Genomic DNA, 25,901 nt, shown 5'->3' with positions numbered 1-25,901 from the left:
CCCCACCCCTAACCCCTCCCCACAAGGGGGAGGGGGACTAGGTTTCATTGAGTGCGCCCTAGTGTCGATAGGCCTACGTTGGCTTGCGGTGCTCGATCAGCAACGAGCACCTAGGCATTGCCCCGTCTCTTCCAGCAGAACCATCGAATGGCCGGGACTACCTGCGGGCATAGGCACATCCCGCCGCAGAACAAATTTCACCGAATGCGCTCCGTTCAGACCAGCCGGAAAACGGGGAATCGGCTTATCGATCGAAATGGCACCGTCTCTGAGTACGCTCAGGGCACCGCTCTTCACCAACTGGATCAGGCCGGCCTGGTTTGGCAACACATCATAGGCTTCGGCTTTTCCGGTGGCCACGATATCTTCCGCCGACACCTCCACTACGCCGTCAGGATAAAAACGGCGCATTTCTGCCTCCAGGCCGATGGGGTTTTCTTCGCGCTTTAGTTCCACAAGACCCTTGTTCGTCAGGCGGTAGCTCCTGTTACCGCTGTGGACGATGGGACCGCTATTGATACCCTGTGTCTCCTCCGTCTTGTCACGGTGGCCAGACGGGAGTTTCAACTGGTCGAGCTTGTTACGGCCCGTCATCCGGACTTCCTTGCCCAGAGCACTGACCAACAATGCCCGCGCTTTGATCCAGTCAGAAGTATCTGCCTGATAGGCGACTGGAAATTTGCATTCGGACATAGAAGTAAGATCAACAACCTCTGCCGGCAGTCCGATGACACCCAAGCCCTGCTTGTTGCCACCACCGACAAATCGCTCGACACGCCCCGTCGCACCCGTCACGCGCAAAACCATCGGACCAGAGATGTTGGCGACGATATAAAGTGGTTCCTTGCCTTCTTCGATATCGAGCGTCGCAAACGTGGTCACCTGATCAAGTCCGGCTACCGTAACAGAGGAGAGCGCACGTCCTCCGCGGCCAGCTACAAACACGGCTCTGGCCTCCGGCGAAGGCTTCGGCAGCTTGCAGCTTTCTGCTTCGCTAAGTTGCGCCGGACGGAGAGGAGAAGGTGGCTCCGCAGCGAGGCGGTCAATCGTCTCAATGATTTCGTCAACAACAACCACACCATTGCCATCGGCATCAAACACCATGAATGCAGTCCCCAGGAAATCTCCCCGCCTATTTCGCCTGTGCGTACTATCGATAGCTTCCTTACGTGTCGCAGCTATTTCGGCGGCGGACAGCTTGCCGTCGCCGTCGGTGTCGGTCTTTAACACTGCTGTCTCAAACTGCGATCGCTCGTTTCCCGAGAGGACCATACGGACACGATTAATTTCCTCGCGTGACACGTTGCCGTCTCCGTCCAAGTCGTTCTTCAGGATTGGGGCAGTAATCCTCATGCGCATTTCAGCGTCGTTCCGAAGGTCGATGGTCTCAGCCATCTCCCGTGTCAGCTCGCCTGTCGGTGACATCAGGAACAGGCGAGAGATGAATTGTTCCTTCGTCCTTTCGGTGTTCTTGCTCGCCATCGTGCGAAGATAATTTTCAGGATCATTGCGCGTTTGCGGCAGCGCCGCAGATGTGGCGATCAAAAGGGTGGAAATGGCGACCAAGCTACGGAACATGATTAAATCCTTCAAAAATGGGTCGGTGGAACCGCGCAGGTTTCGACTGCAAATATGATCATGGGGCGTTCCGGACGAGTATCCGGACGCATGTCGGAAATGTGTGCCTCAGACCCCAATGGAACTTTCCAAGTCTCAAACGACCCTAAAGCAGGAACGCGTTACAAATTTGCAAACAATTACGGGAAAAAATATATCCTACAACCTTATCGTTGTCGTCTTACACGGAGTTCCACCAATTGTGTCCGGCAAATCGAACACCCACCTCTCTCTTGTGGCGATCGAGGTTGAATGGAGTTGAGGAATAAAAGAAACAGGCAAGGGTCTTCCCCGCCAAACCACCAGCCCTAGTCTGCCTTCACCTGCCGATGTACGGACCTGACAGGTTTCAATCCGGTGGCGACGCCTTCCGGTATGAACACCGGCCGCAGCACCCGGAAACGGCTTTTCTTGCCGTCTACAGGCAGGCTCTGGAAGACGACCTTTTCCGCTTCCACGATCAGCACACCGCCGAAAGCGGGCCAGATGCGCCGGCCAATGCCCTCCCAGGTACGGGCTGCGCGCAGGATGGTGCGAGCGCGCGAGGGCGGCATGAAGAGGGCTTCCTTGTCCTCGGTCACATTGAACTGGCAGCTCTTCAGAAGGTCCTTCAGCTGGCTGCCCGAATAAGGCCGGCCATAGCCGAAGGGAGAAAGCTCGGACTGCGCCCACAGGCCGCGCCGGTTCGGCACGACGGCGATCAGTCGCCCGCCCGGAACCAGCACCCGCCAGGCTTCCCGGAGCACCGCTGCCGGATCCGAACAGTGATCGAGAGCATGCACCAGCATCACCCGGTCGAAATAGGCATCCGGAAACGGCAGATCCTGATCTTCCACCAAGGTGCACGAACTGTCCCGCTCGCGCGGCCAGTGAACGGCGCCCTGTGGGGCCGGCATGGCCGCGATGGCTCGGTCAACCGTGTCGAGATACGGCCGCATGAACGGGCCGGCATAGCCGATGCCGAGCAGTGCCTTGCCGGTGAGGTCCGGCCACATCTTGCGAATTGGCCCCCCGATCAGGCTGCGCAGCAGCCTGCCGAGCGGCAAATCGTAAAAGGCGCGCAAATGAACGACGTCGAGATACATTCAGCCTGACTCGGTCAAGAAGGGTCGCGGCGATTGAACATGGAACGGTGTGTAAGCGCAAGATCTCTTGCCTTGCCCTTCGTCCCTGTCTTTGACAGTCTGCACTCCAACCAACAGATCTCAGCAGGGAGCCGTTTCATGGCCTTGAGCGACACCACCGAAATTCATCAGTTCACCTGTCTCGACGATAATTTCGGCGTGCTGATCCATGACACGGACAGCGGCACGACCATTGCCGTCGACGTGCCGGACGCCAACGCTTATGAAAAGGCGCTGGAGCAGACAGGGTGGTCGCTGACGCATATTCTGATCACCCATCACCATTGGGATCATGTTCAGGGTCTCGGCACGCTCAAGCAGCAGACCGGTGCGACCGTGATCGGACCCGAGCGCTCACGCCAGAAGATTGCCGAACTGGACCGCACCGTGGAAGACGGTGACGATGTCCGCTGCGGGCCATACGAGATCAAGGCGATCTCGACCCCGGGCCACACCCTGGACCAGATTTCCTGGTACATCCCCTCGATCAAGGTGGCGCATACCGGCGATACGTTGTTTGCGCTCGGATGCGGCCGGGTGTTCGAGGGTGACAAGGAGATGATGTGGTCGTCGCTTTCCAAGCTGATGCGCCAGCTTCCCGACGACACCGCCATCTATTGCGGCCATGAGTACACTCTGGCCAATGCACGCTTTGCCCTGACCATCGACCCGGAAAACGCTGATCTGAAAGCCCGGGCTGAAGAGGTTGAAACCCTTCGCCAGGAAGGCGCTGCGACATTGCCGACGACCATGGCGAAAGAGAAGGCGACAAATCCGTTTTTGCGCGCGGGCGAAGCTTCTGTTGCAAAGGCTCTCGATATGGACGGAAAAAGTGCCGTCGAAGTCTTCACCGAAATCCGCACGCGCAAGGACAACGCCTGATCAAGCCAATGGCATTTTCTGCATAATTCTTGCAGCTTCCGGTTTTTCCTGGCCGGAAGGCTTATATCCTGGGTTGGTTGCCCCCATATGCACACTATCGTGATCATGAAGGGGCACTCACCATGACACCTGCGAGTTCCGAAGACCATCTGACACGCTCCGCGGAGCTGCGGGCACGGGATGTGGTCAGCCGAATTGTCGGTCAGGCCGAACCGATACCGGGTCACCTGGGCGGCGGGCACAGGCTGGACATGCAACTGCTTTATGAGGAAGTGGTTGCGGCCCTGCGCGAAACCATTGATGATCTGGCCTTCTGCACCGGGTCGAAATCCTCCTGAGAGATTCTTCCCGGCGTATCCTCCTGTTGAGCTGTCCGGGACCTTTCATGACGCCATCCACCAGTCTGACCGCCGAAAAGATCGTCGATCTTCTCGACATGCAACCGCATCCCGAAGGCGGCTTTTATGCCGAAACCTTCCGTGACAGCGTGACCGATGATGACGGGCGGGCGGCCTCTACCCTGATCTATTTCCTGCTTCCCGAAGGTGTGTTGTCGCGCTGGCACAAGGTTGACGCGGTCGAAACCTGGCACTGGTATGCCGGCAGCCCGCTGGAGCTCTCCTTGAGCACGGACGGCAAGACGAAGGAAGTCCTGACCCTCGGGAACGATCTTCTGGCCGGCGAACGGCCGCAGGGCATCATCCCCCGCGACGGCTGGCAGCAGGCCCGCTCGCTCGGTGCCTGGACCCTTGTCGGCTGTACCGTGGCACCGGGGTTCCGCTTCGAGGGGTTCGAGATGGCGCCGGAGGGGTGGGAGCCGGGGACTTGATCCTGCCTTGCCCCTTTGGGACGGATGCCGCCTAAAGCAGAACGGCCGCGCCCAACTGGAATCAGCTGAAGGCTCAACAGCGTGTCGGTCTGAAAGTGGCAGAGCGTCTCGTGTGCGCCCTCGTGACGGCACAATGATCTACGAGCACAAGCGCATGAGCTCTTGCACCAGTTCCTCCAGTTCTTCCTCCGTCAGGCTGCGCCGCATGGAGCACCCAAGGTAACAGTCGTAGATAAGGTTTGCCCGCGTACCGGCGCTACGAGAGGGAACGCCGTTGTCCAGAAGAAGCTGCTTCAGATAGGCAATGCGCATTTCGTCCACTTCGGCAACCGCGCGTCGCGGCAGCGGGTCGTTTTCCGCCCAGATGCGCATCTGCCGCTCCAGGCGCTCGCTGCTGCCGAAGGCTAGGCGCAACAGTTCGTGCAATGCCGCCCGTTTCGAGGGCAACTTGTCGATCTCGACAATCACATTTTGTGCGGCAAGCTGCTTCCAGCGAAGAATGACGGCGGCATGATAATCGGTGACCGCCTTGAAGTAGTTGTAGAAGCTCCCGCGAGTCACGCCGCGTGCCTTTGAAAGGCTGTCCGCCTTGAGCGCTTCAAACCCTTGATGGCGAAGCGCATCCAGACCGATTTCAACCCATTCCTCAACAGTCACCTTTGCGGGCCGGCTCATGCGATTCTCCAGTTTAATACACTTATGTATTTACAAGATCGGGAAGCTGTGTGAAAGTTAAATACACATATGTATCTAACCTTTGGTTCGCTGGCTCTGCCGACCCCTTTCCCGGCCTGCGAAACCTTCAGTGTTCAACCCAAGACCCGGAGCGGCGGGTGTTTTGAAAAACCTTCGCCAATCCGGGAAAACAATCGAAAGGAAGCCTAAATTGCCTGAAATCGAACAGGAGATTCTGAACCTTGCGCCCGGTCTGCAACTCGTCTCGGTCGCGACGGTGACCCCAAAAGGCGCCCCCTGGGTCCGGTTCGTGGCAGGCAGGATGCTGCCAGACTTGTCGGTCTGGTTCAGCACGTATCTCACGTCACGAAAGATCGCCCATATTCGAGCCAACCCAACGGTTCACGCAACACTGGGCGCCCAGGATTTCAAAGCTGAAAAATGGTTGCAGGTCGAAGGCCATGCCGAGATTTCAACCGAGGAGCAAGACCGGAAGGACTTCTGGTTCGACGGCCTGCGTGCCTATATTTCCGGTGTGGATGATCCGAACTATGCCGTCGTCAAAATCATTCCTGACCGCATTGAGATCGGGTCGATGACGGCGCCGCCAGAGGTCTGGGTGTCACGCGCATCTGCGTGACTTTTGCGTCCTCGGGGCATTGTTCCCGGTGACGGCTGACAGCAGGGCCGGTCGCTCGGTGAGTGGACCCTTGTCGATTGCACTGACGCGCCCGGATTTCAGTTCCAGGGCTTCGTCCTGGCACCGGAAGATTGGGAACCGGGAAACTAATTTTCACACCCCTGCACGATTTTGCGGAACCAATAGAGGCTTGGCGAGTTCTCTTTCCAACGAAAGGAGAGAGGCATGAACGGTATCATCTATCTGGTCGGTCTCGTCGTCGTAGTTGGCGCGATACTGTCCTTTATTGGTCTGATCTGACCTACTCCAGTTAAAACTGCCGCGCCCCCGGCAGATGACCTCCAACTGTTTGGGCCGGACGCATGCCCCCGCCCATGAACGGCCGCCCCCCGTTCACCTGCGTCCGGCCCTTTTCCGTTTTTTGGAAGGATTACATCATGCATAACATCATTTATCTGGTCGGACTTATCGTCGTCATCGTCGCCATCCTGTCCTTTCTCGGACTGGCCTGAGCCATCGTCAGAACGCTAGCCGCACCAGCCTATCGGCCATCGTGGCCGAGGCTTCCCGGCCAGCCCGCCCTTTAAACCAGCCAACAGCGGCACCCAGCTCACATCTGATCGTCAAAATGCCGGCATGGCGGAAAGACCAGGGTCATGAGACACTCGAACTGGTTACAAGCTGCCGCGCGCGCCGGATATCTTTCGCGCGGTGTCGTCTACGGCATCATTTCGGTCTTTGCCATTCTCGCCTCCGTCGGCGCAGGCAGCAGCAAAGGCACCAAAGGCGCACTTGTTACCCTGTTATCCCAACCATTCGGATCGGTTCTTGTAGCCGTACTCGTGGCAGGCCTGTTCGGCTTTGTCGTCTGGCGGCTGGTCCAGTCTGTTCTGGACGCCGACAACCATGGCTGGACTGCGCAAGGGATCGTCGTACGTCTCGCCCTTCTGGCCAGCGCTGCCACCTATAGCGCGCTCGCACTCTACGCCATCGGCCTGCTTGGATTAACGGGCTCGGGCGGCGGCAAGCTTCTCCCCAACCTGCTGAACACCATTTCGCAAGGACTTGGCCAGCGCCTGTTCGTGGCCGGTCTGTCGCTGGTCTTTCTGGGGATCGCGGCGGCGCATTGGTGGAAAGCCTGTTCAGGCAAATACTGCAAGCATTTCGATGAAAACGAGGCCCCCATGCGGCTCGTGCATGTCGTGTCGGTGCTTGGGCTTGGCGCACGCGGTGTCGTGTTTGCCCTGCTTTCGGCTATGGTCTGGCTTGGCATCGAGGGTGCCGCGTCTTCCGAAGGCGGCCTGCCGAGCACGCTGGACGCACTCAGATACATTCAGGATTTGCCTTACGGGCGGATCATGCTGTTCGTATTGGCCGTCGGCCTCATGATTTTCGCGATCTACTCCCTCGTGGAATCCCGGTGGCGCCGGGTCAGCCTTTCCTGACCTGCACCTTTGCAAAACACCGCCGGATCGTCGCTCAGCCTCTGACAACTTTCACGAACGCTTGGAAGGCTTGGCGGACTTCGCACCGAATTCCTTCGGCGCATGCTCATCGAGAAGATCTTCCGACTGGGTGGCTATACGCTCCTGGTCAACCTGCTTTTCGAGGTCCCTGTCGGCTTCCGTATCGTTCGGCACCTCTTCCACCGTTTCGGGGAAGACTGTCTCCTTGCTGGCGATTTGTCTTAGGTCCCGATCCGGCTGCTCCCTGTCTGCCAGGAGGTTTTCCAGAGCGGGCGCATCGTCGAAGCGCAGCCGATAGATGGGTTCGGGCAGGGAGAAGCCATTTGCTTCAAGCGCAAGCTTGACGAGGCGCATCGCCTCCGACCGGGCCTTCTGGAAATCGGTGCGCGTCTGGTCGATCCAGCCGACGAAGCTCAGAACGACGTTGGAGTCTCCCAGTGCCTCTATCCAGGCATCAGGAGAGGGCTCTCCAAGAATAAACCCCTGACGGCGAAGCGTGTTCAGCCCGACATCCAGCGCCTTGTCCAGATTGCTTTCCGCGTCCACACCCAGTTCGAACACGAAGCGGCGCCGCGGATTTGTGGAGTAATTGATAAGCGTGCTCTTGAAGACGATCGCGTTGGGGATGCGAATATGGTTGCCATCCTTTTCCATCAGGATCGTGGCGCGCGACGTGAGACTGATGACATAGCCCTCATAGCCTTCAATCCTGACGAAATCCTTCGGATTGAACGGCTGCCGGATGCTGAGCATGATACTGGCGATGTAGTTTTCGACCGTGTCCCGGACGGCAAAACCAACCGCCAGGCCCACGATACCCGCCGCACCGAGCAAGGTGCCGATGACCGCGGTTGCGCCAAGCACATCAAGCGCCAGCACGATGCCGATCGTGAAGAACAGGATCCTGATCAGCTGCCTGACAAGATCCGCGATGAAGGCATTTGGTGTTAGCCTGTTCCAGGGCCATTCAAGCCGCGCGATCAGCACACCGGCGGCACTGGCCAGCATCCAGACAAGCAAGGCAACCATGGCAAGCGGCAGATAATTCACGCCCTGCAACAGACGCGCGTGCAACCGTTCGTAAACCGGAACCAGGCGTTCCTCCAGTGCGGTTTCTTCGGTGAGATTGTTCTGGACCGCAACAACGCCGTCGACGCGGCTGGCAAGCTCTTCCGCTTTCGTGGCAAGAACGGCCTCGGTCACCGTACCGTTCAGATTGACCACACCCGATTTCACCGAAACGGAAATTCCGGCAAGCCCGTCGAGTTCATCAAAAATGTCGTTGATACGGTGCTCTATCGCCTGATCTTCACCGGCGCCGGGCACGGCGGTGATTGCGCCGGACTTGTTTTCCGTTTGTGACAGAACAGGCTGTGCGGCTGACAGGGACAGCACAAGGACGAGAAGGAAGGATTGCAACAGTCTGGAAATCATGACGGCCTTTCCGCGCTTGCGCTCGGTTGCCGTCATTACAAGGGTGTCCGCGCGCGATGGACTTCGACGCTAACACAACGCACCCGAGGTGTTGAGGTTCCCTGACCATGGGTCAGTAAATACACAATCATGCAGCTGGGATCCATCGCCAGCCCCGGTCAGGTCTCCTACGGTTCCCGTGGCGGACCTGATGGCCGGTTAAGCCATCCCCGCGATCGCGCTGGCAAATTCCTTGGCCGAGAAGGGCTCAAGATCGGCAACCCCTTCGCCGACACCGATGAAATGCACCGGCAAAGCATATTTGGCGGAAATCGCGACCAGGATACCACCGCGCGCCGTGCCATCCAGCTTCGTCATCACTAGACCGTTCACGCCGGCAACCTTGCCGAAGATCTCGACCTGGTTGAGCGCGTTCTGTCCGGTCGTCGCATCCAGCGTCAGCAGAACCGTGTGCGGCGCCTCCGGATCGTGCTTCTTGATCACACGGATGACCTTTTCCAGCTCATCCATCAGCTCCGCCTTGTTCTGCAGTCGCCCGGCCGTATCGACCAGAAGCACATCGACGTCCTTGGCCTTCGCTTCCTTCATCGCGTCATAGGCAAGCCCGGCCGCATCGGCCCCGGTATCGCGGGAAATCACTTCAGCGCCGGTGCGCTCGCCCCAGATCTTCAACTGCTCCACCGCAGCGGCGCGGAAGGTATCGCCAGCGGCAAGCATGACGGTCTTGCCTTCGGAGCGCAGCTTCTGCGACAGCTTGCCGATGGTGGTGGTCTTGCCGGTGCCGTTGACCCCGACCATCAGAACCACATGCGGTTTCTTGCCGGTATCGAGATCCAGCGGCGTGGCAACGGGAGCCAGAACTTTCTCGACTTCCTCAGCCAGGATCTCCCGCACTTCCTCCGGCGAGATTTCCTTGTTGTAGCGCCCGTCGGACAGCCGCTCGGTAATCGCCATCGCCGTGTCGACGCCAAGGTCTGCCTGGATCAGGATATCCTCCAGCTCCTCCAGCATGGAGGCATCCAGCTTGCGCTTGGTGAAGATCGAGCTGATGCCTTCGGTCAGCGATGCGGAAGACCGGGACAGACCAGCCTTCAGCCGCTGAAACCAGGACAGCTTCGGTTCTTCGGCAGCAGGCTCTTCCACGGGCGTGGGCGTAATGACCGGATCCGGCACACTTGCCGTTTCAGGCGTATGTGCTTCTGGTGCAGGCGTTTCGGGCGCGGGTGCTTCCGGCTGAGAGGCTTCAGGTTCTTCCGCAGGCGGTTCAGGCGTTTCGGTCTCCAGAGGCTCGACATCGGAACCGATATCGGTGGACACAATGTCTTCCGGCTGCAACGCCGGTGTCATCGGCGACAGCTCGGGAGCGATCCCCGGTGAAGCATCCATCGTAAACGGCTTGAACGGCTCGTTCAGCGCGGCAACGGGACGAACCTCCATCTCCACGTCAAGCGCAGGGTCCTCGTCCTGCGGTTCTGCGGATGGTGCGTCCTGTGCCGCATCTTCAGCGGCCGGAACAGCCTCGTCTTCCGGTTTGCTTTTGCCACCGAAGAGACGCCCCAGAAAGCCGCGCTTTTTCTCGCTCATGAACCTGCCTTAAAAAATCTGCCCAACACTGCGTTCTTAAACTGTCGTAACAAAAGTGGCCACACATTCCGCCTCATCCTGAGGAGGTCCTACCGGACCGTCTCGAAGGATGGGCTACACCCCCGGAGCAAGCGGCCCATCCTTCGAGACAGCGCTTCGCGCCTCCTCAGGATGAGGCTGTTTGTCCAGCTTCAATCCAATCCAACACATTTCGCAGAAGAGCCTGTCATCAACCGATCCGTGAACCGCCCCTCAGGCAGCCTTGGAAAGGGCTTCGCCCAGAAGATGGCGGCCGGTATGGCCGATAATTCTCGTTTCGACGATCTCACCGGCAGCGCCGCCGCCAAGTTCGACCTGCGTGAACTGTTCCGTGCGGCCAAGACCTTCCTTCTCGATCAGCACCGGGCGGGTCTTGCCGACCTCGGCCTGAAGATGCCGGACCAGCGCTTCCTCACCCTTGGCCCTGAGGCGCGCGCCGCGCGCCTTCACGACGTCACGCGGCAGCTGCGGCATGCGCGCTGCCGGTGTGCCCTTGCGCGGCGAGAACGGGAAGACGTGCAGATGCGTGAGATCGCATTCGTCGACGATCCGCAGCGAATTCTGAAACATGTCCTCGGTTTCTGTCGGGAAACCGGCAATGATGTCAGCCCCGAAAACCATGTCAGGACGCAGGCGGCGAACGTCTTCGCAGAAGCGGATCGTGTCCGCACGTAAATGGCGACGCTTCATCCGCTTCAGGATCATGTCGTCGCCCGCCTGCAGGGACAGATGCAGATGCGGCATCAACCGCACATCTTCCGCAATCACCCGCATCAGGTCGTCGTCCGCCTCGATGGAATCGATGGAAGACAGCCGCAGGCGCTTCAGCTCCGGAACCATTTTCAGGATCTTGGCCGACAGCGTGCCCAGCTTCGGCGTTCCCGGCAGATCCGCGCCATAGGAGGTGATGTCCACCCCGGTCAGCACAATCTCGTTATAGCCGTTGTCGACAAGGCGCTTGATCTGGTCGATGACCACGCCCATCGGGACTGAGCGGGAATTGCCCCGGCCATAGGGGATGATGCAGAAGGTGCAGCGGTGATCGCAGCCGTTCTGGACCTGCACGAACGCTCGGGCGCGGCCCGTCAGTCCGTCAATCAGGTGACCAGCGGTTTCCTCGACGCTCATGATGTCGTTGACGCGCACTTTCTCGGTTTCGGAAACGCCGAAAGCGGCAACGTCCTGGTAGGACTTGCGCTCCAGTTTTTCCGTGTTGCCGAGCACCAGATCCACCTCGTCCATGGCGGAGAAGGTCTCGCTCTCCGTCTGTGCGGCGCAGCCGGTGACAATCACTCTTGCTTTCGGATTGTCGCGCTTGGCCTTGCGCACGGCCTGGCGGGCCTGGCGAACGGCCTCACCGGTGACGGCGCAGGTGTTGATGAGAATGGCATCCTCAAGGCCCGCAGCCTCCGCCTCGCGCTTCATGACCTCCGACTCATACGCATTGAGCCGGCAGCCAAAGGTGACGACATCAATGCTCATGATGCGGCTCCAGCCTCCACCGGGGCGTCGCCCGTGGCGGTCTTGCGCCAGTCCAGCGTATCGAGATCGACCTCGCCTTCAAATTCCACTTCCGTCAGACCGCTCATCAGCACGTGGTTGTCGCTCTCGCGCCATTCGATCCCGATGGGGCCGCCCGGCAGATGGATGGTGGTCTTGCGGCTTGTCCGGCCATCACGCGCAGCGGCAACGCCAACCGCACAGGCAGCAGTGCCGCAGGCCAGCGTCAGGCCGACGCCGCGTTCCCAGACCTTCACCCGGATCTGATCGGTGTCGAACACATGCGCCAGCGAAATATTGGCGTATTCCGGAAAGATCGGATGGTGTTCCAGCAAGGGGCCGACCCGCTCAAGCTCATAGGCTTCCACATCGTCGACCCAGAAGATCGCGTGCGGATTGCCCATGTTGACGACGGCCGGCGTGTGCAGGATCGGATCGTCGATCGGCCCGATCTGAAGTTCGATCGCGCGGGTGTCGGCAAACTCTTCCGCCAGCGGAATTTCGTTCCAGGCAAGCCGCGGCAGCCCCATGTCGACAGTCACGCTGCGCGGACCTTCGGCATCGAACGCATGCAGAAGCCCGGCGCCGGTCTCGATCGTGACGAGATCCTTGCCGGCTTCTTCCATCAGCAAACGGCCGATACAGCGCGTGGCGTTGCCACAGGCCGACACCTCACTGCCGTCGCGGTTATGAATACGCATGAAGGCATCGACACCCAGATTGGACCGTTCGACAGTGATCATCTGGTCGAAACCGATGCCCGTCTCCCGGTCGCCCAAGGTAGCAATGGCTTCGGGGGTCAGACGCAGCGGTTTTTCCCGCGCGTCCCAGACCACGAAATCATTGCCAAGGCCGTTCATCTTCAAAAAGGGTCTGGTTTCAGACGCCATACCGGTCGCACTTCTACAAAACTTCAAGGAAAAGCGTCCGCCATCTTGCGGACATTTGCCCTTATATGGCGGAAAACACGGCAAATTACCAGTGGGACAGGCCGTCATCGCAGGTATGCGTAAACGGCGGCCAGTCCGGCAATCCACTCGTTCGTCATTGCAGGGCATGACGCGATGTGTTGGTGCCCTCTACAGGCTCACCGCATTGAACGTGTCACAAGCATTGAGGTCGCCGGACTGAAAGCCCTTCCTGAACCAGCGGGCGCGCTGCGCCGAGGTGCCATGGTTGAAGCTTTCCGGCACGACGTAGCCCTGCGCCTGACGCTGCAAGGTGTCATCACCGATCCGGCTCGCCGCATTGAGAGCCTCGTCGATGTCGCCTTCTTCGACAAAGCCTTTCTGCCTGGCAGCGTAATGCGCCCAGATACCGGCATAACAATCGGCCTGCAATTCGACACGCACGGACAGGGCGTTGCCCTCCGCCTTGCTGAGCGTGCGCCGGGACTTGTGGAACTCCGGGAGTACACCGAGCACGTTCTGGATGTGGTGGCCGACCTCATGCGCCAGCACATAGGCCTGCGCGAAATCGCCGGGTGCGTTGAGCTGGTTCGCCAGCTCCTGATAGAAGGACAGGTCGATATACAGCTTGCCGTCGGCGCCGCAGTAGAACGGACCTGTGGCCGCACTGGCATAACCGCAAGCCGAAGACACAGACCCGGAAAACAGAACCAGCGTCGGTTCGGGATAAGACGCGCCGCCATTTTCAAAGATCTGGCCCCAGGTGTTTTCAGTGTCCGCAAGAACAACGGACACAAATTGCGCGGTTTCCTCGTCGGCGGCACTGCGGGGTGCCTGGGTTTGGTAGGACTGGGTGTCGTATCCACCGCCACCGTCCAGCTGGCCGAGCAATGCCAGCGGATTGATGCCGGTCAGCCAGGCAATGCCAACCACGATCAAAAGGCCCGTCAAACCGAGGCCACCACCTGCTCTCATCCGGCGGCCACCGACGCGCATGCGCCGCCTCCCGCCCATCGAACGCCTGTCTTCAACGTTGCTGCTGCCGCGGCGGCCTTTCCAGCGCATGTCCTGATCATCCCCGTGAACCCGAGCTTCGGTCATAGCAGACAAGACAGCGGAAACCTATGCGGTTGGCCACGGCCCCTGCCTGTGAGACACTTTTTGAAAAACGCGGCAGGGCGCATTCGGTTGCCCCTTTTACCAGCGGAATCGTGATGCCGGTTACAGAGCTCATGGTCATGCAGGCCTAAGATTGCGTCCACGGGGCAGTTATAAAGGATAACGATGATGCCCGATGTAAACGCTCAACAGGCACAACGCCTGATCAATTTCGCCACCGAGAGACTTGGCCGTGTTGAAGGCGACGGCCAGTGCTGGACCCTGGTCAACAATGGCTTCACGCACCTCGGCTTCGACAAACCGGCCTCCACCTATGCCTGGGGGCGGGTGGTCGACAATCTGACCGATGCCCGGCCGGGTGACGTCTTTCAGTTCAGACGTTTCGAAGTCACCGTCCGCGTAACCCACCCCGACGGCAGTTGGGAGGAGCAGACCATGTCTCGCGGTGAACCACGGCACACGGCAATCCTGGAAAGCGTCGACGGCAACAGGGCGACCTTTCTGGAAAGCAATGTCACGGACGACCAGACCGTCAAGCGCAACAGTTTCGGCGTTCGCACGGCAACCACGACCGACGCTGCCGGCGTCAGGACCTCGGTCACGGTCAGCGGCAGCTTCATCATCTACCGGCCGCAGGTGTCCGCCACTCCGTAAACCGCTTCTGAAACTCGGCTCAGGCGTGGATGACCATCTCCGCGCCTGGGCCGACGTTCTGAAGGATCAGGCGCATGTGTTCCGGCGAGACCGCTACGCAGCCTTCCGTCGGCGAATAGCCTTCCCGAGCGATGTGAAAGAAGATCGCGCTGCCTTTTCCCTTCACTGCAGGGGCCAGGTTGCAGTCCAGCACGACGACGATGTCGTAGAGCCTGTCGTCGCGCCACATCTTCTCGTGGCTGGCCGGAAAAGGCAGTTGCACCGGCCTGTTGTACCGATGATGGGCAGGATCGTCGCACCAGCCGGACGTCGGCGACAACGGTTCGGCCGGCAGCAGCGTTGCCGGTGGCAGCCCCCGGTCCGGACGATAATAGACGTGCAGCAAGGCAAAACGGCCCACAGGCGTGCGGCCGTCGCCTTCGCGCTTGCGCGTGACGATACCGGACCGGCCAAGCGCACACGGAACCGTGATCCCCCCGAGACGGAGAACGCCTCGCCTTCGATTCAGTGGCGATGCGTAAACTTCCAGCTTTCTCGCCGATTTTTTCAAGGTTTTCATGCTTGTGCCTGTTCTTCCTGGCCGCTCCGCCGGTCTCCTTGATAAACCACCCCTAAACCCCGCGTGAAGAAGAATTGACGCGACGCCGCTTGTGCGCGAACAATTTCCCACGCACATAGGAGCAGGAACGCGCTTGTGTCCTTTGCACAAGTCGTCGTGAAAAGTTTTTGGATTTTGGCGAGGAACGCGACGATGACCGCTCGCACGATATTGATTGTCGATGACGATAATGAACTGCGTGAAGCGCTGGTGGAACAGCTTTCGCTTTACGATGAATTCGAGACGATCCAGGCGGATTCGGCCACGTCCGGAATTGCCATGGCCAAGGAAGAACACGTCGACCTGCTGCTGATGGACGTTGGCCTGCCCGACATAGACGGTCGGGAGGCGGTCAAACTGCTCCGCAAGAGCGGGTTCAAGGCGCCGATCATCATGCTGACCGGCCATGACGGTGACAGCGACACGATCCTGGGGCTTGAAGCCGGTGCCAACGACTACGTCACCAAACCCTTCAAGTTCGCCGTGCTTCTGGCCCGTGTGCGGGCGCACCTGCGCCAGCATGAACAGAGCGAAGACGCCACCTTCGCCATTGGCCGCTATTCCTTCCGGCCCGCGGCCAAGGTGATGCAGGACGACAACGGCTCCAAGGTCCGGCTGACGGAAAAGGAAACCTCCATCCTCAAGTTCCTCTACCGCGCCGGCGAAAAGCCCGTGACCCGCGATGTTCTGCTGCATGAGGTCTGGGGCTACAATTCCGGGGTGACCACCCACACGCTGGAAACCCACATTTACCGCCTCAGGCAGAAAATCGAGCGAGACCCGTCCAATGCGGAGCTTCTTGTCACAGAAGCCGGTGGATATAAGCTTGTGCCCTAACCGGTAATCGGCGTATTTCTTGGGCATGAGCCTTGCCCAAGACATTGCGATTCTCAAACAAATCCCGACGCTTTCGGATTTTCAGGACGATCAGCTTCGTTTGCTCGCCTTCAGCGCCGAAAGCATGGATTACAACCGCGGCCAGCGCCTGTTCGATCAGGGTGACCGCGCCGATGGTGGTTTGGTAATCACCAGCGGCACGGTTAGTCTGCAGATGCGCACCAAGGACGGCTACGAGGAAATCGAGCGTGTCGGTGAGGGTACGCTTCTGGGCGAGACCGCTCTTCTTGCTGAAAACAAGCGCCCCTGCCGGGCGGAAGCCGTCGACGGCGTAAGCATCATCCGCATTCGCCGCGCGTTGTTCAAACGCATGATCCTGGAATTTCCGGAACTCGCCCAACGCATGCTCGACCAGCGCGCCCAGCAGTTCCGCGAAACTGTCACGGCCCTGAAGCCTATTGGCGAGAAGATGGCCGAGCTGGAACAGATCAACGCCGAGCGCCGCGTGCGCGACGACGAGAAACAGTCGTAAGGCGAAAGCCTGAGCGCAAAACCTCCCGCACTTCAAACAAGCCAAGACAGCGCCTGATTGTCGGCGGATCTTCGAGTTTCTCCGAAAACCTATTCTTCCCCCGCCATTGCCGCGACCAGGCCTCACTGCCAAGCTCGTCAGAAGGTCAAGGCGATCGGCGTGGACCCCATGGTCAAGTCATGGGAGGACGAAGGCAGAAGAACGCTTCGTTACACTTGATCAACAGGTCTGGCGATAGGTTTACGCCCGGTTCAACCGAAGCTTCGGGCCAAGCAATCCGCCAACCCATCGAACAATTGCCGCAGCAGCAACCCCGAGCCCGATGATCCCCACCCAGACCGCCGGACGGATCGCAACGGTAACGGCGAAATTTGCCTGAAACACCCGGTCCGCCGGAATGCCCGTGGCAAGAGCGTACCAGGCATATTCGATCCCGGCCGTACCAGCCGTCGCCACACATGCGCACATCGCCAGAACCAACGGGTTGGCGAGACGGAAGCCAACCTTGACTGCCAGCCTGTAGACCATCAGCAGCACGAAGAGGCCCGCCATCAGGGTCGCCTCCGTGACGTCGGATTTGGACTGCAGGAAGAAATGGAACAGCATGAGGCCGCCGATCGGATAGATCACCAGGTGCAGCCGCTGCCAGTTCCGACCGAGTTTGCGGATGGCCGCATCGAAGGACGTCGCACCCAGAACCGCAAGTCCGCATAACGCGACAAAGCCTATGGTCAGATAAAAGCGCAGGAAAATCTCGGAAACGACCTTGGCGAGGTTCCAGTTTTCCTGCGCCGCATAAAGGCCCAGATGCAACAGGGCGTAGGCAAGCACTGTTATGCCCAGCATGCGGCGCACGCCGACAATCCGGTTCCACGAAAAAATCCGCCTGAGCGGCGTGATGGCAAGGGTCACAAGCAGGAACCGGATCGCCCAGTCACCGCTGGCGTGAAGCTCCATCTCGAATGGCTCCGGCAACACCGGGCCAAACGCAAGGCTGTAAAAGACCTGCAATGCCGGAAGCAACGCGGCGATGAAAACAGCCAATCGCAAAACGGACAGGTTGCCGCGCCGGTCGGTCCAGGGAGCGTAGGAGGCCAGTGTCGTCATATTCATGCGCTCCGCAGTATCGCACGAAGCGATCAAAAGCAGCGAAAAGCTTTTCAAGCTTGCGTGAAGAAGACGAGAAGCAGTTGTCCACCCCGCTTCCTCGGCAAGCTCCTATTGACCCAACCCGCATGCATCCAACGCAAACAGGAAATCCAAGTTGGAACCACCCAAACCCGCCTGGTTGTCATCCCGGTTTGTCGCGTCAGCGGCAAGACCGGGATCCAGTACGCCGTGAGGCCAGGATTGGAAAACCTTGCGAACTCAGTGAATACTGGATCCCTGCCTTCGCAGGGATGACAAGGGTGAGAGGCTTCAGGGAACGACGGCCTGATGCGTTTGCCGTGATCAAACCCCGGTGGGTCGCCCCCATGTGAGGGAGATCCAACATGACGAAGAACTGCGCACCAGCAAGCCCCACGCAGCGGATCTGCCGATTCGGATTTCGACGGCCCCGCATGCACCAACCCAGACAATAAATCCGAGTTGGAACCACTCAAACACGTGTGGTTGTCATCCCGGTTTGTCGCGTCAGCGGCAAGACCGGGATCCAGTACCCCGTGGGGCCAGACGTAGAAAACCCTACGAACTCAATGAATACTGGATCCCCGCCTTCGCGGGGATGACAAGGTTCATAGGCTTCGGGGCGGGGCGGCTTGGCGCGATTGCCGCGATCAACCCCCGGTGGATCGCCCGACAAGAGGGACTATGGCCGTTTCGACAAGCTGCGCACCAGCAAGCCCAACGCAGCGAATTTGCCGATCCTGATTTCGGCGGCCCCGCATGCACCAATCCTGACAGACAGACCAAGGTTAGAGCCACTCAAACCCGCCTGGTTGTCATCCCGGTTTGTCGCGTCAGCGGCAAGACCGGGATCCAGTACGCCGTGAGGCCAGGATTGGAAAACCTTGCGAACTCAGTGAATACTGGATCCCTGCCTTCGCAGGGATGACAAGGTCCACAGGCTTCGGGGCGGGGCGGCTTGGTGAGATTGCCGTTATCACCGTCCTGAGGATCGACCCCTTGAGAAACAAGCTATTGCGAAGAGCCGTGCGGCTTGAGCGGGCAAAAACATGAAATACAAAAAAGCCGGGCCTCACCACCCGGCTTTCAATTTGGCTATGCAACGAGGCTTAGACCCAGGGGCGGTCGTTGCCCGTCTTGCTTTCGAAGGTGTCGATATCTCCGGCCTTGGCCATGGTCAGGCCGATGTCGTCGAGGCCGTTGGTCAGGCAATGCTTGCGGAAGCTGTCGATACTGAAGGCGATGGCGCCGCTTTCCAGGCCCTTGATCTCCTGATTTTCCAGATCGATCGTCAGCGTGAAATTGGCGCCGCGTTCAGCGGCATGCATCAGCGTTTCGAGTTCGTCTTCGGAAACCTGGATCGGCAGAATGCCGTTCTTGAAGCAGTTGTTGTAGAAGATATCCGCGAACGACGTTGAAATCACGCAGCGAATGCCGAAATCGAGAAGAGCCCAGGGAGCGTGCTCACGCGAGGAGCCACAGCCGAAATTGTCGCCGGCGATCAGGATCTTGGCATTGCGATAGGCTGCCTTGTTGAGAATGAAATTCTCGTTTTCCGAACCGTCGTCGTTGGTGCGCATTTCATGGAACAGCGCAGTGCCGAGACCGGTGCGCTTGATCGTCTTCAGGAACTGCTTCGGAATGATCATGTCCGTGTCGATATTGACGATCGGCAACGGTGCCGCGACACCGGTCAGGGTCTCAAATTTTTCCATTCTTCTTCTCTCCTGAAAGGCCTGAAAACGGATGCCCGCTCACGCAGCAAGGCTGGTGGTCTGGTCGACGCCGAGCATCAGATTGAGGTTCTGGACGGCCGCACCGGACGCGCCCTTGCCCAGGTTGTCATAGACCGCAACGATGGCGGCCTGCGCCCTGGCTTCATTTGCAAAGACGTGCAGTTGCAGCTTGTTGGTGCCGTTGAGCGCCTGCGGGTTGAGGCTGTCGGATTTCTCCAGCCCTTCCAGCGGTGCCACTTCGACGAAACCATCGGCCGCAGCAGCGAAATGATCCGCGATGGCCGCGTGCAGCTGCTCGCCGGTCGGAATGGTCGCCAGACCGGCCAGGTTCAGCGGCACAACCGTCAGCATGCCATTGTAGAAGTTGCCAACGGTCGGCGTGAACAGCGGCGCTGCATCCAGCAGACCGTATTCGGTCATTTCCGGCAGGTGCTTGTGGTTGAAGCCAAGCGCGTAAGGCGCAACCGCGTTGACGCCCGTGCCTGCAGCTTCGTAATCGGCAATCATGCTTTTGCCGCCACCGGAATAACCGGAGACGCCGAAATAGGTCAGGTTGAAGTCCGAGGGCAGCAGCTTTGCGGCGACCAGCGGACGCACCGCTGCGATAAGCCCCTGCGGCCAGCAGCCCGGATTGGTGACACGCATGGCGGCGGCGACGATGTCGGCCTGATCGAGATCCATTTCGGCAAAGCCGTAGGCCCAGCCCTCGGCAACGCGGTGGGCGCTGGAGGCGTCGATCACGCGAGTGGTGTCGTTTTCGATCAGGGCCACGCTTTCCTTGGCCGCCGCATCCGGCAGGCAAAGAATGGCAACATCGGCCTTGTTGAGATAATCGGCCCGGGCAGCCGGATCCTTCCGGCTGTCTTCCGGGATGGAGATCAGCTCAAGGTCGCGGCGCATGGCAAGGCGCTCGCGGATCTGCAGACCCGTCGTACCGGCTTCACCATCAATAAACACGCGCGCAACCATAGCCCGCTCCTCTCCTTCTCGGGATCGCCGTGACGTTCGAGCCGCAAGACACGAAAGTTTCCACGCCGATCAGTGTAAAATCGCAAGCGTCATACACCCAATCGCGCGGCTTGTCACCGCCGCGCGCCACTGCGTTATCTCAACGGGCCATTGAGTGATACTCATCATTCGGACGCATGTCGGAGGCGGCGGCCACCCGGTTGGTCATGTTGAAGAAGGCTGCCACCGAACCGATGTCCCAGATATCGCGATCCGTAAACCCGGCATCCCTCAGGGCCTGCCGGTCGCTTTCCACGATCTCTGCCGGCTTTTCCGTCAGCTTGACGGCAAAGTCGAGCATCGCCCGCTGCCGCGGCGAAAGATCTGCGACCCGGTAGTTCATCACCATCAGTTCACCCAGCACGGGATCCCCGGAAAGTTCGCGCACCGCTGCCCCGTGGGCAGTCAGGCAATAAAAACATCGGTTGACCGCGGAAACCGCAACGGCAATCATCTCCCTTTCAAGCTTGGAGAGCGCACACTCGCCCAGCATGAGGTCGTTGTACATGTCAGTGAAGGCGCGCAGCTTCGTTTCGTCGAACGCATAGGCCTTGAGAACGTTGGGCACGAGCCCCAGTTTCTCTTGGCACAGATCGAAATAAGCCTGTGTCTTTTCACTCAATGTTACACTTGAATCGATTTGCAAGGCCGTGACTTTACTTGACAATTTGCTCCTCCCATCATGAAACCGTTTATGTCGTTGAAATACGAACTTAAGTCTTAAAACGAGCCAGCGACAGAGCCAAACCGTAAGATCGCCTAAGGGGATGGAAAATGCCGGACAAACACGACGTCGAGAAATTGAAGATCATCGACGCGGTCCAAGCAACCTTGAATCAGGAAGATCCGGCTCTCGCCGAGTTTTCAAGCGCCTTTTATGACCGGGGCGCCGCGGAAGACCTTGTGGCCTACACCGCGGAGGAACTGATCGGCTTTGCCCGTGAAGCCTGGCAGGATTTCCAGAATCACGAGCTCGGCACACATCGCGTCAGCATCGCCGACCCGGCGTTCAAGGCACAGGGCAGCAAGGTCAAGGGCGTCTCGGTCATCGAGGTCGTAAACGACAACATGCCGTTCCTGGTCGATTCCGTGATGGACGAGCTGCAGGACAGCAAGATCGAGGTGCATCTGGTCCTGCATCCGATCTTCATCGTGGAACGGGATGAAAACGGCAAGCTGACATCGGCCACGGCCCGCAAGAAGCCGCCGAAGCGGACCGACCGGCAGGAAAGCCTCATTCATATTCACGTGACGCGGATCGATTCGCCCGAAGCCCGTGCGACCCTCAAGGCGCGGCTCGACAAGGTGCTGTCCGATGTCCGCGCCGTCGTGTCCGACTTCAAGCCGATGCAGGAACGCCTCGCGGAAGCCATCGACACCTACAAGACCACCCAGATTCCCGGCAGCAGCGACGAATTGTGGGAAGCGATCCATTTCCTGGAATGGATGGAGAACGACAACTTCATTTTCCTCGGTATGCGCGAATACATGTTCGAGGGCGGTGTCGAGGAGGGCGAGCTGTCGCCCCACGAAGGCACCGGCCTTGGCCTCTTGTCCGATCCGGACGTGCGCGTGCTGCGCCGTGGCACCGAGTTCGTCCAGATCACGCCGGAAATCCGCGAGTTCCTGAAGAAACCCGAACCGCTGATCATCGCCAAGGCCAATGTGAAAAGCACCGTGCACCGGCGCGTGCACATGGATTACGTCGGCGCCAAGCTCTATGACGACGACGGCAAGATGAACGGTGAACTGCGTATCGTCGGCCTGTTCGCCTCCACCGCCTACACGGAACCGACCAGCACCATCCCGTTCCTGCGCCGCAAGGTTGCCAGCGTGCTGGCCCGCGCCGGCTACGGCTCTGAAAGCCATTCCGGCCGGGCGCTGCGAAACGTTCTGGAAGCCTTCCCGCGCGACGAGTTGTTCCAGATCGACCGCGACCGCCTGTTCGACTTTTCCATCGCCATTTTGCAGCTCGACGAGCGTCCGCGTATCCGTGTCCTGTCCCGCCCAGACAAGTTCGACCGCTATGTCTCCATTCTGGTGTTCGTTCCGCGTGACCGCTATTCCACCGAGGTGCGCCTGAATGTCGGCACCTATCTGGCCTCGGTCTACGAAGGGCGTGTCTCGGCCTGGTATGTCACCTATCCGGAAGGCCCGCTTGCGCGGGTTCACTACATCATCGGGCGTGATCGCGGGGAAACACCGAAGCCGCTGCAGGAAGAGCTGGAAGCGGCCGTTGCCGACATGGTGCGCACCTGGTCCGACAGCGTACGCGACGCACTGAAGGACGAATTCTCACCGGCGCAGGCCCGCAAGCTGGCCGACCGCTACGCGCTGTCGTTTCATGGCGGCTACAAGGAAGTCTACAACGCCCAGTCCGCGCTGTTCGACATCGTCAAGCTGGAAACCCTGTCCGACACCAACGAAACAACGATTACCTTCTATCGCCAGTCGGGCACCAGTGAAAACCGCCTGTCGCTGAAGGTCTATCACCGCGGTTCGCCGATCCCGTTGTCCGCACGCGTGCCGCTGCTGGAAAACATGGGCTTCCGGGTGATCAACGAGCGGACCTACCGCGTTACACCCGCCGACGCCCCCCTTTCCTATCTCCATGAGATGACGCTGGAATCACGCAGCGGCGAAGATTTTGTCTTCTCCGACCAGCTGCAATCCCGGCTGGAAAGCATGTTCATGGCGGTGTGGACCGCGCTGGCGGAGGACGACGGTTATAACCGCCTGGTGCTGACGGCGGATCTCGCCTGGCGCGACGTGGCGGTGATCCGCGCCCTGTCGCGGTATCTGCGCCAGGCCGGCATCCGCTTTTCCGAAGACTACATGTGGTCGACGCTCAACAACTATCCGAAGGTCACGGCCAAGCTGGTGGAACTGTTCCACCTGCGCTTCAACCCGGATGTCACCGCGAAAGACCGGGACCTCGGAACAGAACGGCTGGAAGGCGAACTGACCGCCGATCTGGAAGAGGTCGCCAGCCTTGACGACGACCGCATCCTGCGCCGGTTCCAGAATGCGATCGAATCGATCCTGCGCACCAACTTCTACCAGCTCGACGACGACGGTCAGCCCCAGCCGACGTTCGCCTTCAAGATCGACAGCCGCCGGATCGACGACCTGCCGCAACCGCGCCCGTTCCGGGAAATCTTCGTCTACAGCCCGCGCGTGGAAGGGGTGCATCTGCGCTTTGGCATGGTTGCACGTGGCGGCCTGCGCTGGTCCGACCGGCCGCAGGATTTCCGCACCGAGGTGCTGGGCCTCGTCAAGGCACAGCAGGTGAAGAACGCGGTGATCGTTCCGGTCGGCGCCAAGGGTGGTTTCGTGCCCAAGAACCTGCCGCCAATGAGCGATCGTGACGCGTGGTTCAAGGAAGGCACGGAAAGCTACAAGATCTTCATCAACGCCCTTCTGGACGTGACCGACAACCTGGACGAAGACACCGTCCTGCCGCCGCAGCGGGTGCAGCGCTACGACGGGGACGACCCCTATCTGGTGGTGGCCGCCGACAAGGGCACGGCCACGTTCTCCGATACGGCCAACAGCATTTCGGAAGGCCGGCACTTCTGGCTTGGCGACGCCTTCGCCTCCGGCGGATCCGCCGGCTACGATCACAAGAAGATGGGCATCACCGCACGCGGCGCCTGGGAAGCGGTCAAGCGGCACTTCCGCGAGATGAACCGCGACATCCAGAGCGAGCCCTTCACGGCGGCCGGTGTCGGCGACATGTCCGGCGACGTCTTCGGCAACGGCATGTTGCTGTCGAAGGCAACCCGTCTGATCGCCGCTTTCGACCACCGGGATATCTTCATTGATCCGGATCCGGACCCGGCAAAAACCTGGGAAGAACGCAAGCGGATGTTCGACCTCGGGCGTTCGTCCTGGAAGGATTACAACACCGACCTGATTTCCAAGGGCGGTGGCATCTTCTCACGCCAGCTGAAGTCCATCCCGCTCTCGCCGGAAATGCAGGCCCTGCTCAAGCTGGGCAAGGCCAGCGCAACACCGCAGGAAGTGATGACGGCCATCTTGCGGATGGAAGTCGATCTCCTGTGGTTCGGCGGCATCGGCACCTACATCCGCGCCAAATCCGAAACGGACGCCGATGTGGGCGACCGCGCCAACGACCCAATCCGCATCACCGCGTCGGAAGTCGGCGCAAAGGTGATCGGCGAAGGCGCGAACCTCGGCCTGACCCAGCTTGCCCGTATCGCGTTCAACAAGAAGGGCGGCCGCTCCAACTCCGATGCGATCGACAATTCCGCCGGGGTGAACTCCTCGGATATGGAGGTCAACATCAAGATCGCCCTCGGGGCCGCCGTCAAATCCGGCAAGCTGACCATCGAGCAACGCAACGAACTCCTGGCCGAAATGACCGACGAGGTCGCCGAGCTCGTGCTGCGGAACAATTACCTGCAGACCCTGGCTATCTCCATGACCGAACTGCGCGGCATGGAGGACTTCGGCTACCAGGTGCGCATGATGCGGCAACTGGAACAGGCCGGCCTTCTGGACCGGGTTGTCGAACAGTTGCCGGACGAGGCAACGCTCGACGAAATGCGCAAGGCCGGGTTGCTTCTCACCCGCGCCGAACTGGGCGTGCTGCTGGCCTATGCAAAGATCACGCTCTTTGACGCGCTTCTGGAAAGCTCGGTTCCCGATGATGATTATCTCGCCCGCGAACTGTTCCGCTATTTCCCGGACCAGATGGCCGATACCTACAAGGACGAGATCAGCGGTCACAGGCTGCGGCGCGAAATCATCGCCACGATGCTGGCCAACTCGATGATCAACCGGGGTGGACCCACCTTCATCACCCGTCTGCGCGATCAGACCGACGCCACGGCGACCGAAATCGCGCAGGGCTTCGTCGCCGTGCGCAACAGCTATGACCTGACCGACCTCAACACGGAAATCGACCAGCTCGACACAAAGATCGACGGCGCCTTGCAGCTGGAACTCTACTCGGAAATCCAGTCGCTGCTTCTGGAACGGGTGGTCTGGTTCAAGCGCAACGTCTCCTTCGACAAGGGACTGTCCGCAGTCGTCGAACGGTTCCGCTCCGGCATTGCCGTGCTGCGCGGCCGTCTGGAGACGGTCTTGCCGGAAGAGCCCGCTGCAGTCCTGGCGGACCGCACCGCGGCCTATGTGAACCAGGGCGTTCCCGAAGGCCTGGCACGGCGGATCGCCTGGCTACCGGCGGAACGGGCCATTCCCGACATCGTCATCGTTTCGGAAGAAACGGAGGCCGATCTCGATACGGCGGCAAAAGCCTATTTCGAGGTCGCCCACCACTTCCAGCTCGGTGCGATCATCGAATTGGCCAACGATCTCGACGTCCGGGACTATTACGATGGCCTTGCACTCGACCGTGCACAGGCAACGCTGGTCTCCGCTCAGCGGGCGCTGGCCATCGCCGCAGTCCGGGCAGGCGGTTTCTCAAGCTGGCTGGAAGAACACGAGGCGGAAGTGGGCCGGCGCAAGCGCTCGGTCTCTGAAATCCTCGACGGCGGCCTCAGCGTGTCGAAATTCTCCGTGGCGGCCAGCCTGCTCGCAGAAATCTGCGGCACCGCGTAAACGCC

23 protein-coding genes are annotated in these 25,901 nt (G+C 59.8%); 10 read left to right on the top strand and 13 right to left on the bottom strand.

Translation table 11 applies throughout. The features are described from left to right. Positions 1–96: 96 nt before the first annotated feature. Positions 97–1,578, bottom strand: a complete 1,482-nt coding sequence (locus FMN63_RS08125) for an EF-hand domain-containing protein (protein ID WP_148583442.1) — start codon at positions 1,576–1,578, stop codon at positions 97–99. 347 nt (positions 1,579–1,925) lie between these two features. After that, positions 1,926–2,702, bottom strand: coding sequence for a class I SAM-dependent methyltransferase (locus FMN63_RS08120; RefSeq protein WP_148583441.1), 777 nt, complete (start codon positions 2,700–2,702; stop codon positions 1,926–1,928). 138 nt (positions 2,703–2,840) lie between these two features. Here FMN63_RS08120 and gloB point away from each other — a divergent pair, with 138 nt between their 5' ends. The 3 genes from gloB to FMN63_RS08105 all read left to right on the top strand — a co-directional run bounded on the left by gloB (position 2,841) and on the right by FMN63_RS08105 (position 4,452). Then, entirely contained in the window at positions 2,841–3,623 is a 783-nt protein-coding gene (gloB, locus tag FMN63_RS08115) for a hydroxyacylglutathione hydrolase (RefSeq protein ID WP_148583440.1), read from the top strand. A 122-nt stretch (positions 3,624–3,745) separates the two neighbouring features. Then, positions 3,746–3,961 carry a hypothetical protein gene (locus tag FMN63_RS08110; protein WP_148583439.1) on the top strand — a complete coding sequence of 72 codons (216 nt, stop codon included), beginning with the start codon at positions 3,746–3,748 and terminating at the stop codon, positions 3,959–3,961. A gap of 47 nt (positions 3,962–4,008) precedes the next feature. Continuing rightward, complete coding sequence (locus FMN63_RS08105; RefSeq protein WP_148583438.1) at positions 4,009–4,452, top strand: cupin domain-containing protein; 444 nt, start codon at positions 4,009–4,011, stop codon at positions 4,450–4,452. A gap of 138 nt (positions 4,453–4,590) precedes the next feature. Here the strand turns inward: FMN63_RS08105 and FMN63_RS08100 are convergent, their stop codons facing one another. Continuing rightward, the gene (locus tag FMN63_RS08100) at positions 4,591–5,127 is read right to left on the bottom strand and encodes a TetR/AcrR family transcriptional regulator (protein WP_148583437.1); all 537 of its coding nucleotides are present in this window, start codon (positions 5,125–5,127) and stop codon (positions 4,591–4,593) included. A gap of 211 nt (positions 5,128–5,338) precedes the next feature. Here FMN63_RS08100 and FMN63_RS08095 point away from each other — a divergent pair, with 211 nt between their 5' ends. The 3 genes from FMN63_RS08095 to FMN63_RS08085 all read left to right on the top strand — a co-directional run bounded on the left by FMN63_RS08095 (position 5,339) and on the right by FMN63_RS08085 (position 7,212). Further along, a complete protein-coding gene (locus FMN63_RS08095; RefSeq protein WP_162530002.1) occupies positions 5,339–5,767 on the top strand; it encodes a pyridoxamine 5'-phosphate oxidase family protein in 429 nt (142 codons plus the stop codon). Positions 5,768–6,141: 374 nt separating this feature from the next. Then, complete coding sequence (locus tag FMN63_RS29375) at positions 6,142–6,279, top strand: hypothetical protein (RefSeq protein WP_153297095.1); 138 nt, start codon at positions 6,142–6,144, stop codon at positions 6,277–6,279. A 144-nt stretch (positions 6,280–6,423) separates the two neighbouring features. Next, positions 6,424–7,212: a DUF1206 domain-containing protein gene (locus FMN63_RS08085; protein ID WP_148583435.1), complete on the top strand. Its 789-nt coding sequence runs from the start codon at positions 6,424–6,426 to the stop codon at positions 7,210–7,212. Positions 7,213–7,263: 51 nt separating this feature from the next. Here FMN63_RS08085 and FMN63_RS08080 read toward each other — a convergent pair whose 3' ends face one another. The 5 genes from FMN63_RS08080 to ypfJ form a co-directional block, all read right to left on the bottom strand. Further along, entirely contained in the window at positions 7,264–8,703 is a 1,440-nt protein-coding gene (locus FMN63_RS08080; protein ID WP_148583434.1) for a mechanosensitive ion channel family protein, read from the bottom strand. Positions 8,704–8,865: 162 nt separating this feature from the next. Beyond that, complete coding sequence (gene ftsY, locus FMN63_RS08075) at positions 8,866–10,251, bottom strand: signal recognition particle-docking protein FtsY (protein WP_148583433.1); 1,386 nt, start codon at positions 10,249–10,251, stop codon at positions 8,866–8,868. 252 nt (positions 10,252–10,503) lie between these two features. Beyond that, the gene (gene mtaB / locus FMN63_RS08070) at positions 10,504–11,772 is read right to left on the bottom strand and encodes a tRNA (N(6)-L-threonylcarbamoyladenosine(37)-C(2))-methylthiotransferase MtaB (RefSeq protein ID WP_148583432.1); all 1,269 of its coding nucleotides are present in this window, start codon (positions 11,770–11,772) and stop codon (positions 10,504–10,506) included. After that, positions 11,769–12,680 carry a diaminopimelate epimerase gene (gene dapF, locus FMN63_RS08065; RefSeq protein ID WP_148583431.1) on the bottom strand — a complete coding sequence of 304 codons (912 nt, stop codon included), beginning with the start codon at positions 12,678–12,680 and terminating at the stop codon, positions 11,769–11,771. Before dapF ends, mtaB begins: the two co-directional genes overlap by 4 nt. 189 nt (positions 12,681–12,869) lie before the next feature. Then, positions 12,870–13,763 (bottom strand): KPN_02809 family neutral zinc metallopeptidase, encoded by an 894-nt coding sequence (gene ypfJ, locus FMN63_RS08060; RefSeq protein ID WP_148583430.1) that lies wholly within the window; start codon positions 13,761–13,763, stop codon positions 12,870–12,872. Positions 13,764–13,985: 222 nt separating this feature from the next. Between ypfJ and FMN63_RS08055 the strand changes: the two genes are divergently transcribed. Beyond that, positions 13,986–14,471, top strand: coding sequence for a hypothetical protein (locus tag FMN63_RS08055; RefSeq protein WP_148583429.1), 486 nt, complete (start codon positions 13,986–13,988; stop codon positions 14,469–14,471). Positions 14,472–14,490: 19 nt separating this feature from the next. Here the strand turns inward: FMN63_RS08055 and FMN63_RS08050 are convergent, their stop codons facing one another. Then, entirely contained in the window at positions 14,491–15,030 is a 540-nt protein-coding gene (locus FMN63_RS08050; protein WP_148583428.1) for a L,D-transpeptidase family protein, read from the bottom strand. 192 nt (positions 15,031–15,222) lie between these two features. On the opposite strand from FMN63_RS08050, the gene FMN63_RS08045 reads away from it, so the two are divergent. Beyond that, positions 15,223–15,906, top strand: a complete 684-nt coding sequence (locus tag FMN63_RS08045; RefSeq protein WP_148583427.1) for a response regulator transcription factor — start codon at positions 15,223–15,225, stop codon at positions 15,904–15,906. Between the two features lie 25 nt (positions 15,907–15,931). Continuing rightward, positions 15,932–16,438 (top strand): Crp/Fnr family transcriptional regulator, encoded by a 507-nt coding sequence (locus FMN63_RS08040; RefSeq protein ID WP_148583426.1) that lies wholly within the window; start codon positions 15,932–15,934, stop codon positions 16,436–16,438. A 240-nt stretch (positions 16,439–16,678) separates the two neighbouring features. Here FMN63_RS08040 and msrQ read toward each other — a convergent pair whose 3' ends face one another. The 4 genes from msrQ to FMN63_RS08020 all read right to left on the bottom strand — a co-directional run bounded on the left by msrQ (position 16,679) and on the right by FMN63_RS08020 (position 20,977). Continuing rightward, positions 16,679–17,545, bottom strand: a complete 867-nt coding sequence (gene msrQ, locus FMN63_RS08035) for a protein-methionine-sulfoxide reductase heme-binding subunit MsrQ (protein ID WP_209001007.1) — start codon at positions 17,543–17,545, stop codon at positions 16,679–16,681. A gap of 1,130 nt (positions 17,546–18,675) precedes the next feature. Next, a complete protein-coding gene (gene leuD / locus FMN63_RS08030) occupies positions 18,676–19,281 on the bottom strand; it encodes a 3-isopropylmalate dehydratase small subunit (protein ID WP_148583424.1) in 606 nt (201 codons plus the stop codon). 39 nt (positions 19,282–19,320) lie between these two features. Continuing rightward, positions 19,321–20,271 carry an N-acetyl-gamma-glutamyl-phosphate reductase gene (argC, locus tag FMN63_RS08025; protein ID WP_148583423.1) on the bottom strand — a complete coding sequence of 317 codons (951 nt, stop codon included), beginning with the start codon at positions 20,269–20,271 and terminating at the stop codon, positions 19,321–19,323. A 139-nt stretch (positions 20,272–20,410) separates the two neighbouring features. Then, positions 20,411–20,977 (bottom strand): peroxidase-related enzyme, encoded by a 567-nt coding sequence (locus FMN63_RS08020; protein ID WP_148583422.1) that lies wholly within the window; start codon positions 20,975–20,977, stop codon positions 20,411–20,413. 107 nt (positions 20,978–21,084) lie between these two features. Between FMN63_RS08020 and FMN63_RS08015 the strand changes: the two genes are divergently transcribed. Further along, positions 21,085–25,896, top strand: coding sequence for an NAD-glutamate dehydrogenase (locus FMN63_RS08015; RefSeq protein ID WP_148583421.1), 4,812 nt, complete (start codon positions 21,085–21,087; stop codon positions 25,894–25,896). The last annotated feature ends 5 nt before the right edge of the window (positions 25,897–25,901 follow it).

It is taken from the genome of Stappia sp. BW2, assembly GCF_008107695.1.
GTDB lineage: Bacteria > Pseudomonadota > Alphaproteobacteria > Rhizobiales > Stappiaceae > Roseibium.
This window is presented reverse-complemented; position numbering and strand designations above follow the sequence as displayed.

Bases quoted from the DNA above. Each gene is read 5' to 3' on its own strand.
- FMN63_RS08125 (WP_148583442.1), bottom strand. From the start codon at position 1,578: ATGTTCCGTAGCTTGGTCGCCATTTCCACCCTTTTGATCGCCACATCT.
- FMN63_RS08120 (WP_148583441.1), bottom strand. From the start codon at position 2,702: ATGTATCTCGACGTCGTTCATTTGCGCGCCTTTTACGATTTGCCGCTC.
- gloB (WP_148583440.1), top strand. From the start codon at position 2,841: ATGGCCTTGAGCGACACCACCGAAATTCATCAGTTCACCTGTCTCGAC.
- FMN63_RS08110 (WP_148583439.1), top strand. From the start codon at position 3,746: ATGACACCTGCGAGTTCCGAAGACCATCTGACACGCTCCGCGGAGCTG.
- FMN63_RS08105 (WP_148583438.1), top strand. From the start codon at position 4,009: ATGACGCCATCCACCAGTCTGACCGCCGAAAAGATCGTCGATCTTCTC.
- FMN63_RS08100 (WP_148583437.1), bottom strand. From the start codon at position 5,127: ATGAGCCGGCCCGCAAAGGTGACTGTTGAGGAATGGGTTGAAATCGGT.
- FMN63_RS29375 (WP_153297095.1), top strand. From the start codon at position 6,142: ATGAACGGCCGCCCCCCGTTCACCTGCGTCCGGCCCTTTTCCGTTTTT.
- FMN63_RS08085 (WP_148583435.1), top strand. From the start codon at position 6,424: ATGAGACACTCGAACTGGTTACAAGCTGCCGCGCGCGCCGGATATCTT.
- FMN63_RS08080 (WP_148583434.1), bottom strand. From the start codon at position 8,703: ATGACGGCAACCGAGCGCAAGCGCGGAAAGGCCGTCATGATTTCCAGA.
- ftsY (WP_148583433.1), bottom strand. From the start codon at position 10,251: ATGAGCGAGAAAAAGCGCGGCTTTCTGGGGCGTCTCTTCGGTGGCAAA.
- mtaB (WP_148583432.1), bottom strand. From the start codon at position 11,772: ATGAGCATTGATGTCGTCACCTTTGGCTGCCGGCTCAATGCGTATGAG.
- dapF (WP_148583431.1), bottom strand. From the start codon at position 12,680: ATGGCGTCTGAAACCAGACCCTTTTTGAAGATGAACGGCCTTGGCAAT.
- ypfJ (WP_148583430.1), bottom strand. From the start codon at position 13,763: ATGCGCTGGAAAGGCCGCCGCGGCAGCAGCAACGTTGAAGACAGGCGT.
- FMN63_RS08055 (WP_148583429.1), top strand. From the start codon at position 13,986: ATGCCCGATGTAAACGCTCAACAGGCACAACGCCTGATCAATTTCGCC.
- FMN63_RS08050 (WP_148583428.1), bottom strand. From the start codon at position 15,030: ATGAAAACCTTGAAAAAATCGGCGAGAAAGCTGGAAGTTTACGCATCG.
- FMN63_RS08045 (WP_148583427.1), top strand. From the start codon at position 15,223: ATGACCGCTCGCACGATATTGATTGTCGATGACGATAATGAACTGCGT.
- FMN63_RS08040 (WP_148583426.1), top strand. From the start codon at position 15,932: ATGAGCCTTGCCCAAGACATTGCGATTCTCAAACAAATCCCGACGCTT.
- msrQ (WP_209001007.1), bottom strand. From the start codon at position 17,545: ATGACGACACTGGCCTCCTACGCTCCCTGGACCGACCGGCGCGGCAAC.
- leuD (WP_148583424.1), bottom strand. From the start codon at position 19,281: ATGGAAAAATTTGAGACCCTGACCGGTGTCGCGGCACCGTTGCCGATC.
- argC (WP_148583423.1), bottom strand. From the start codon at position 20,271: ATGGTTGCGCGCGTGTTTATTGATGGTGAAGCCGGTACGACGGGTCTG.
- FMN63_RS08015 (WP_148583421.1), top strand. From the start codon at position 21,085: ATGCCGGACAAACACGACGTCGAGAAATTGAAGATCATCGACGCGGTC.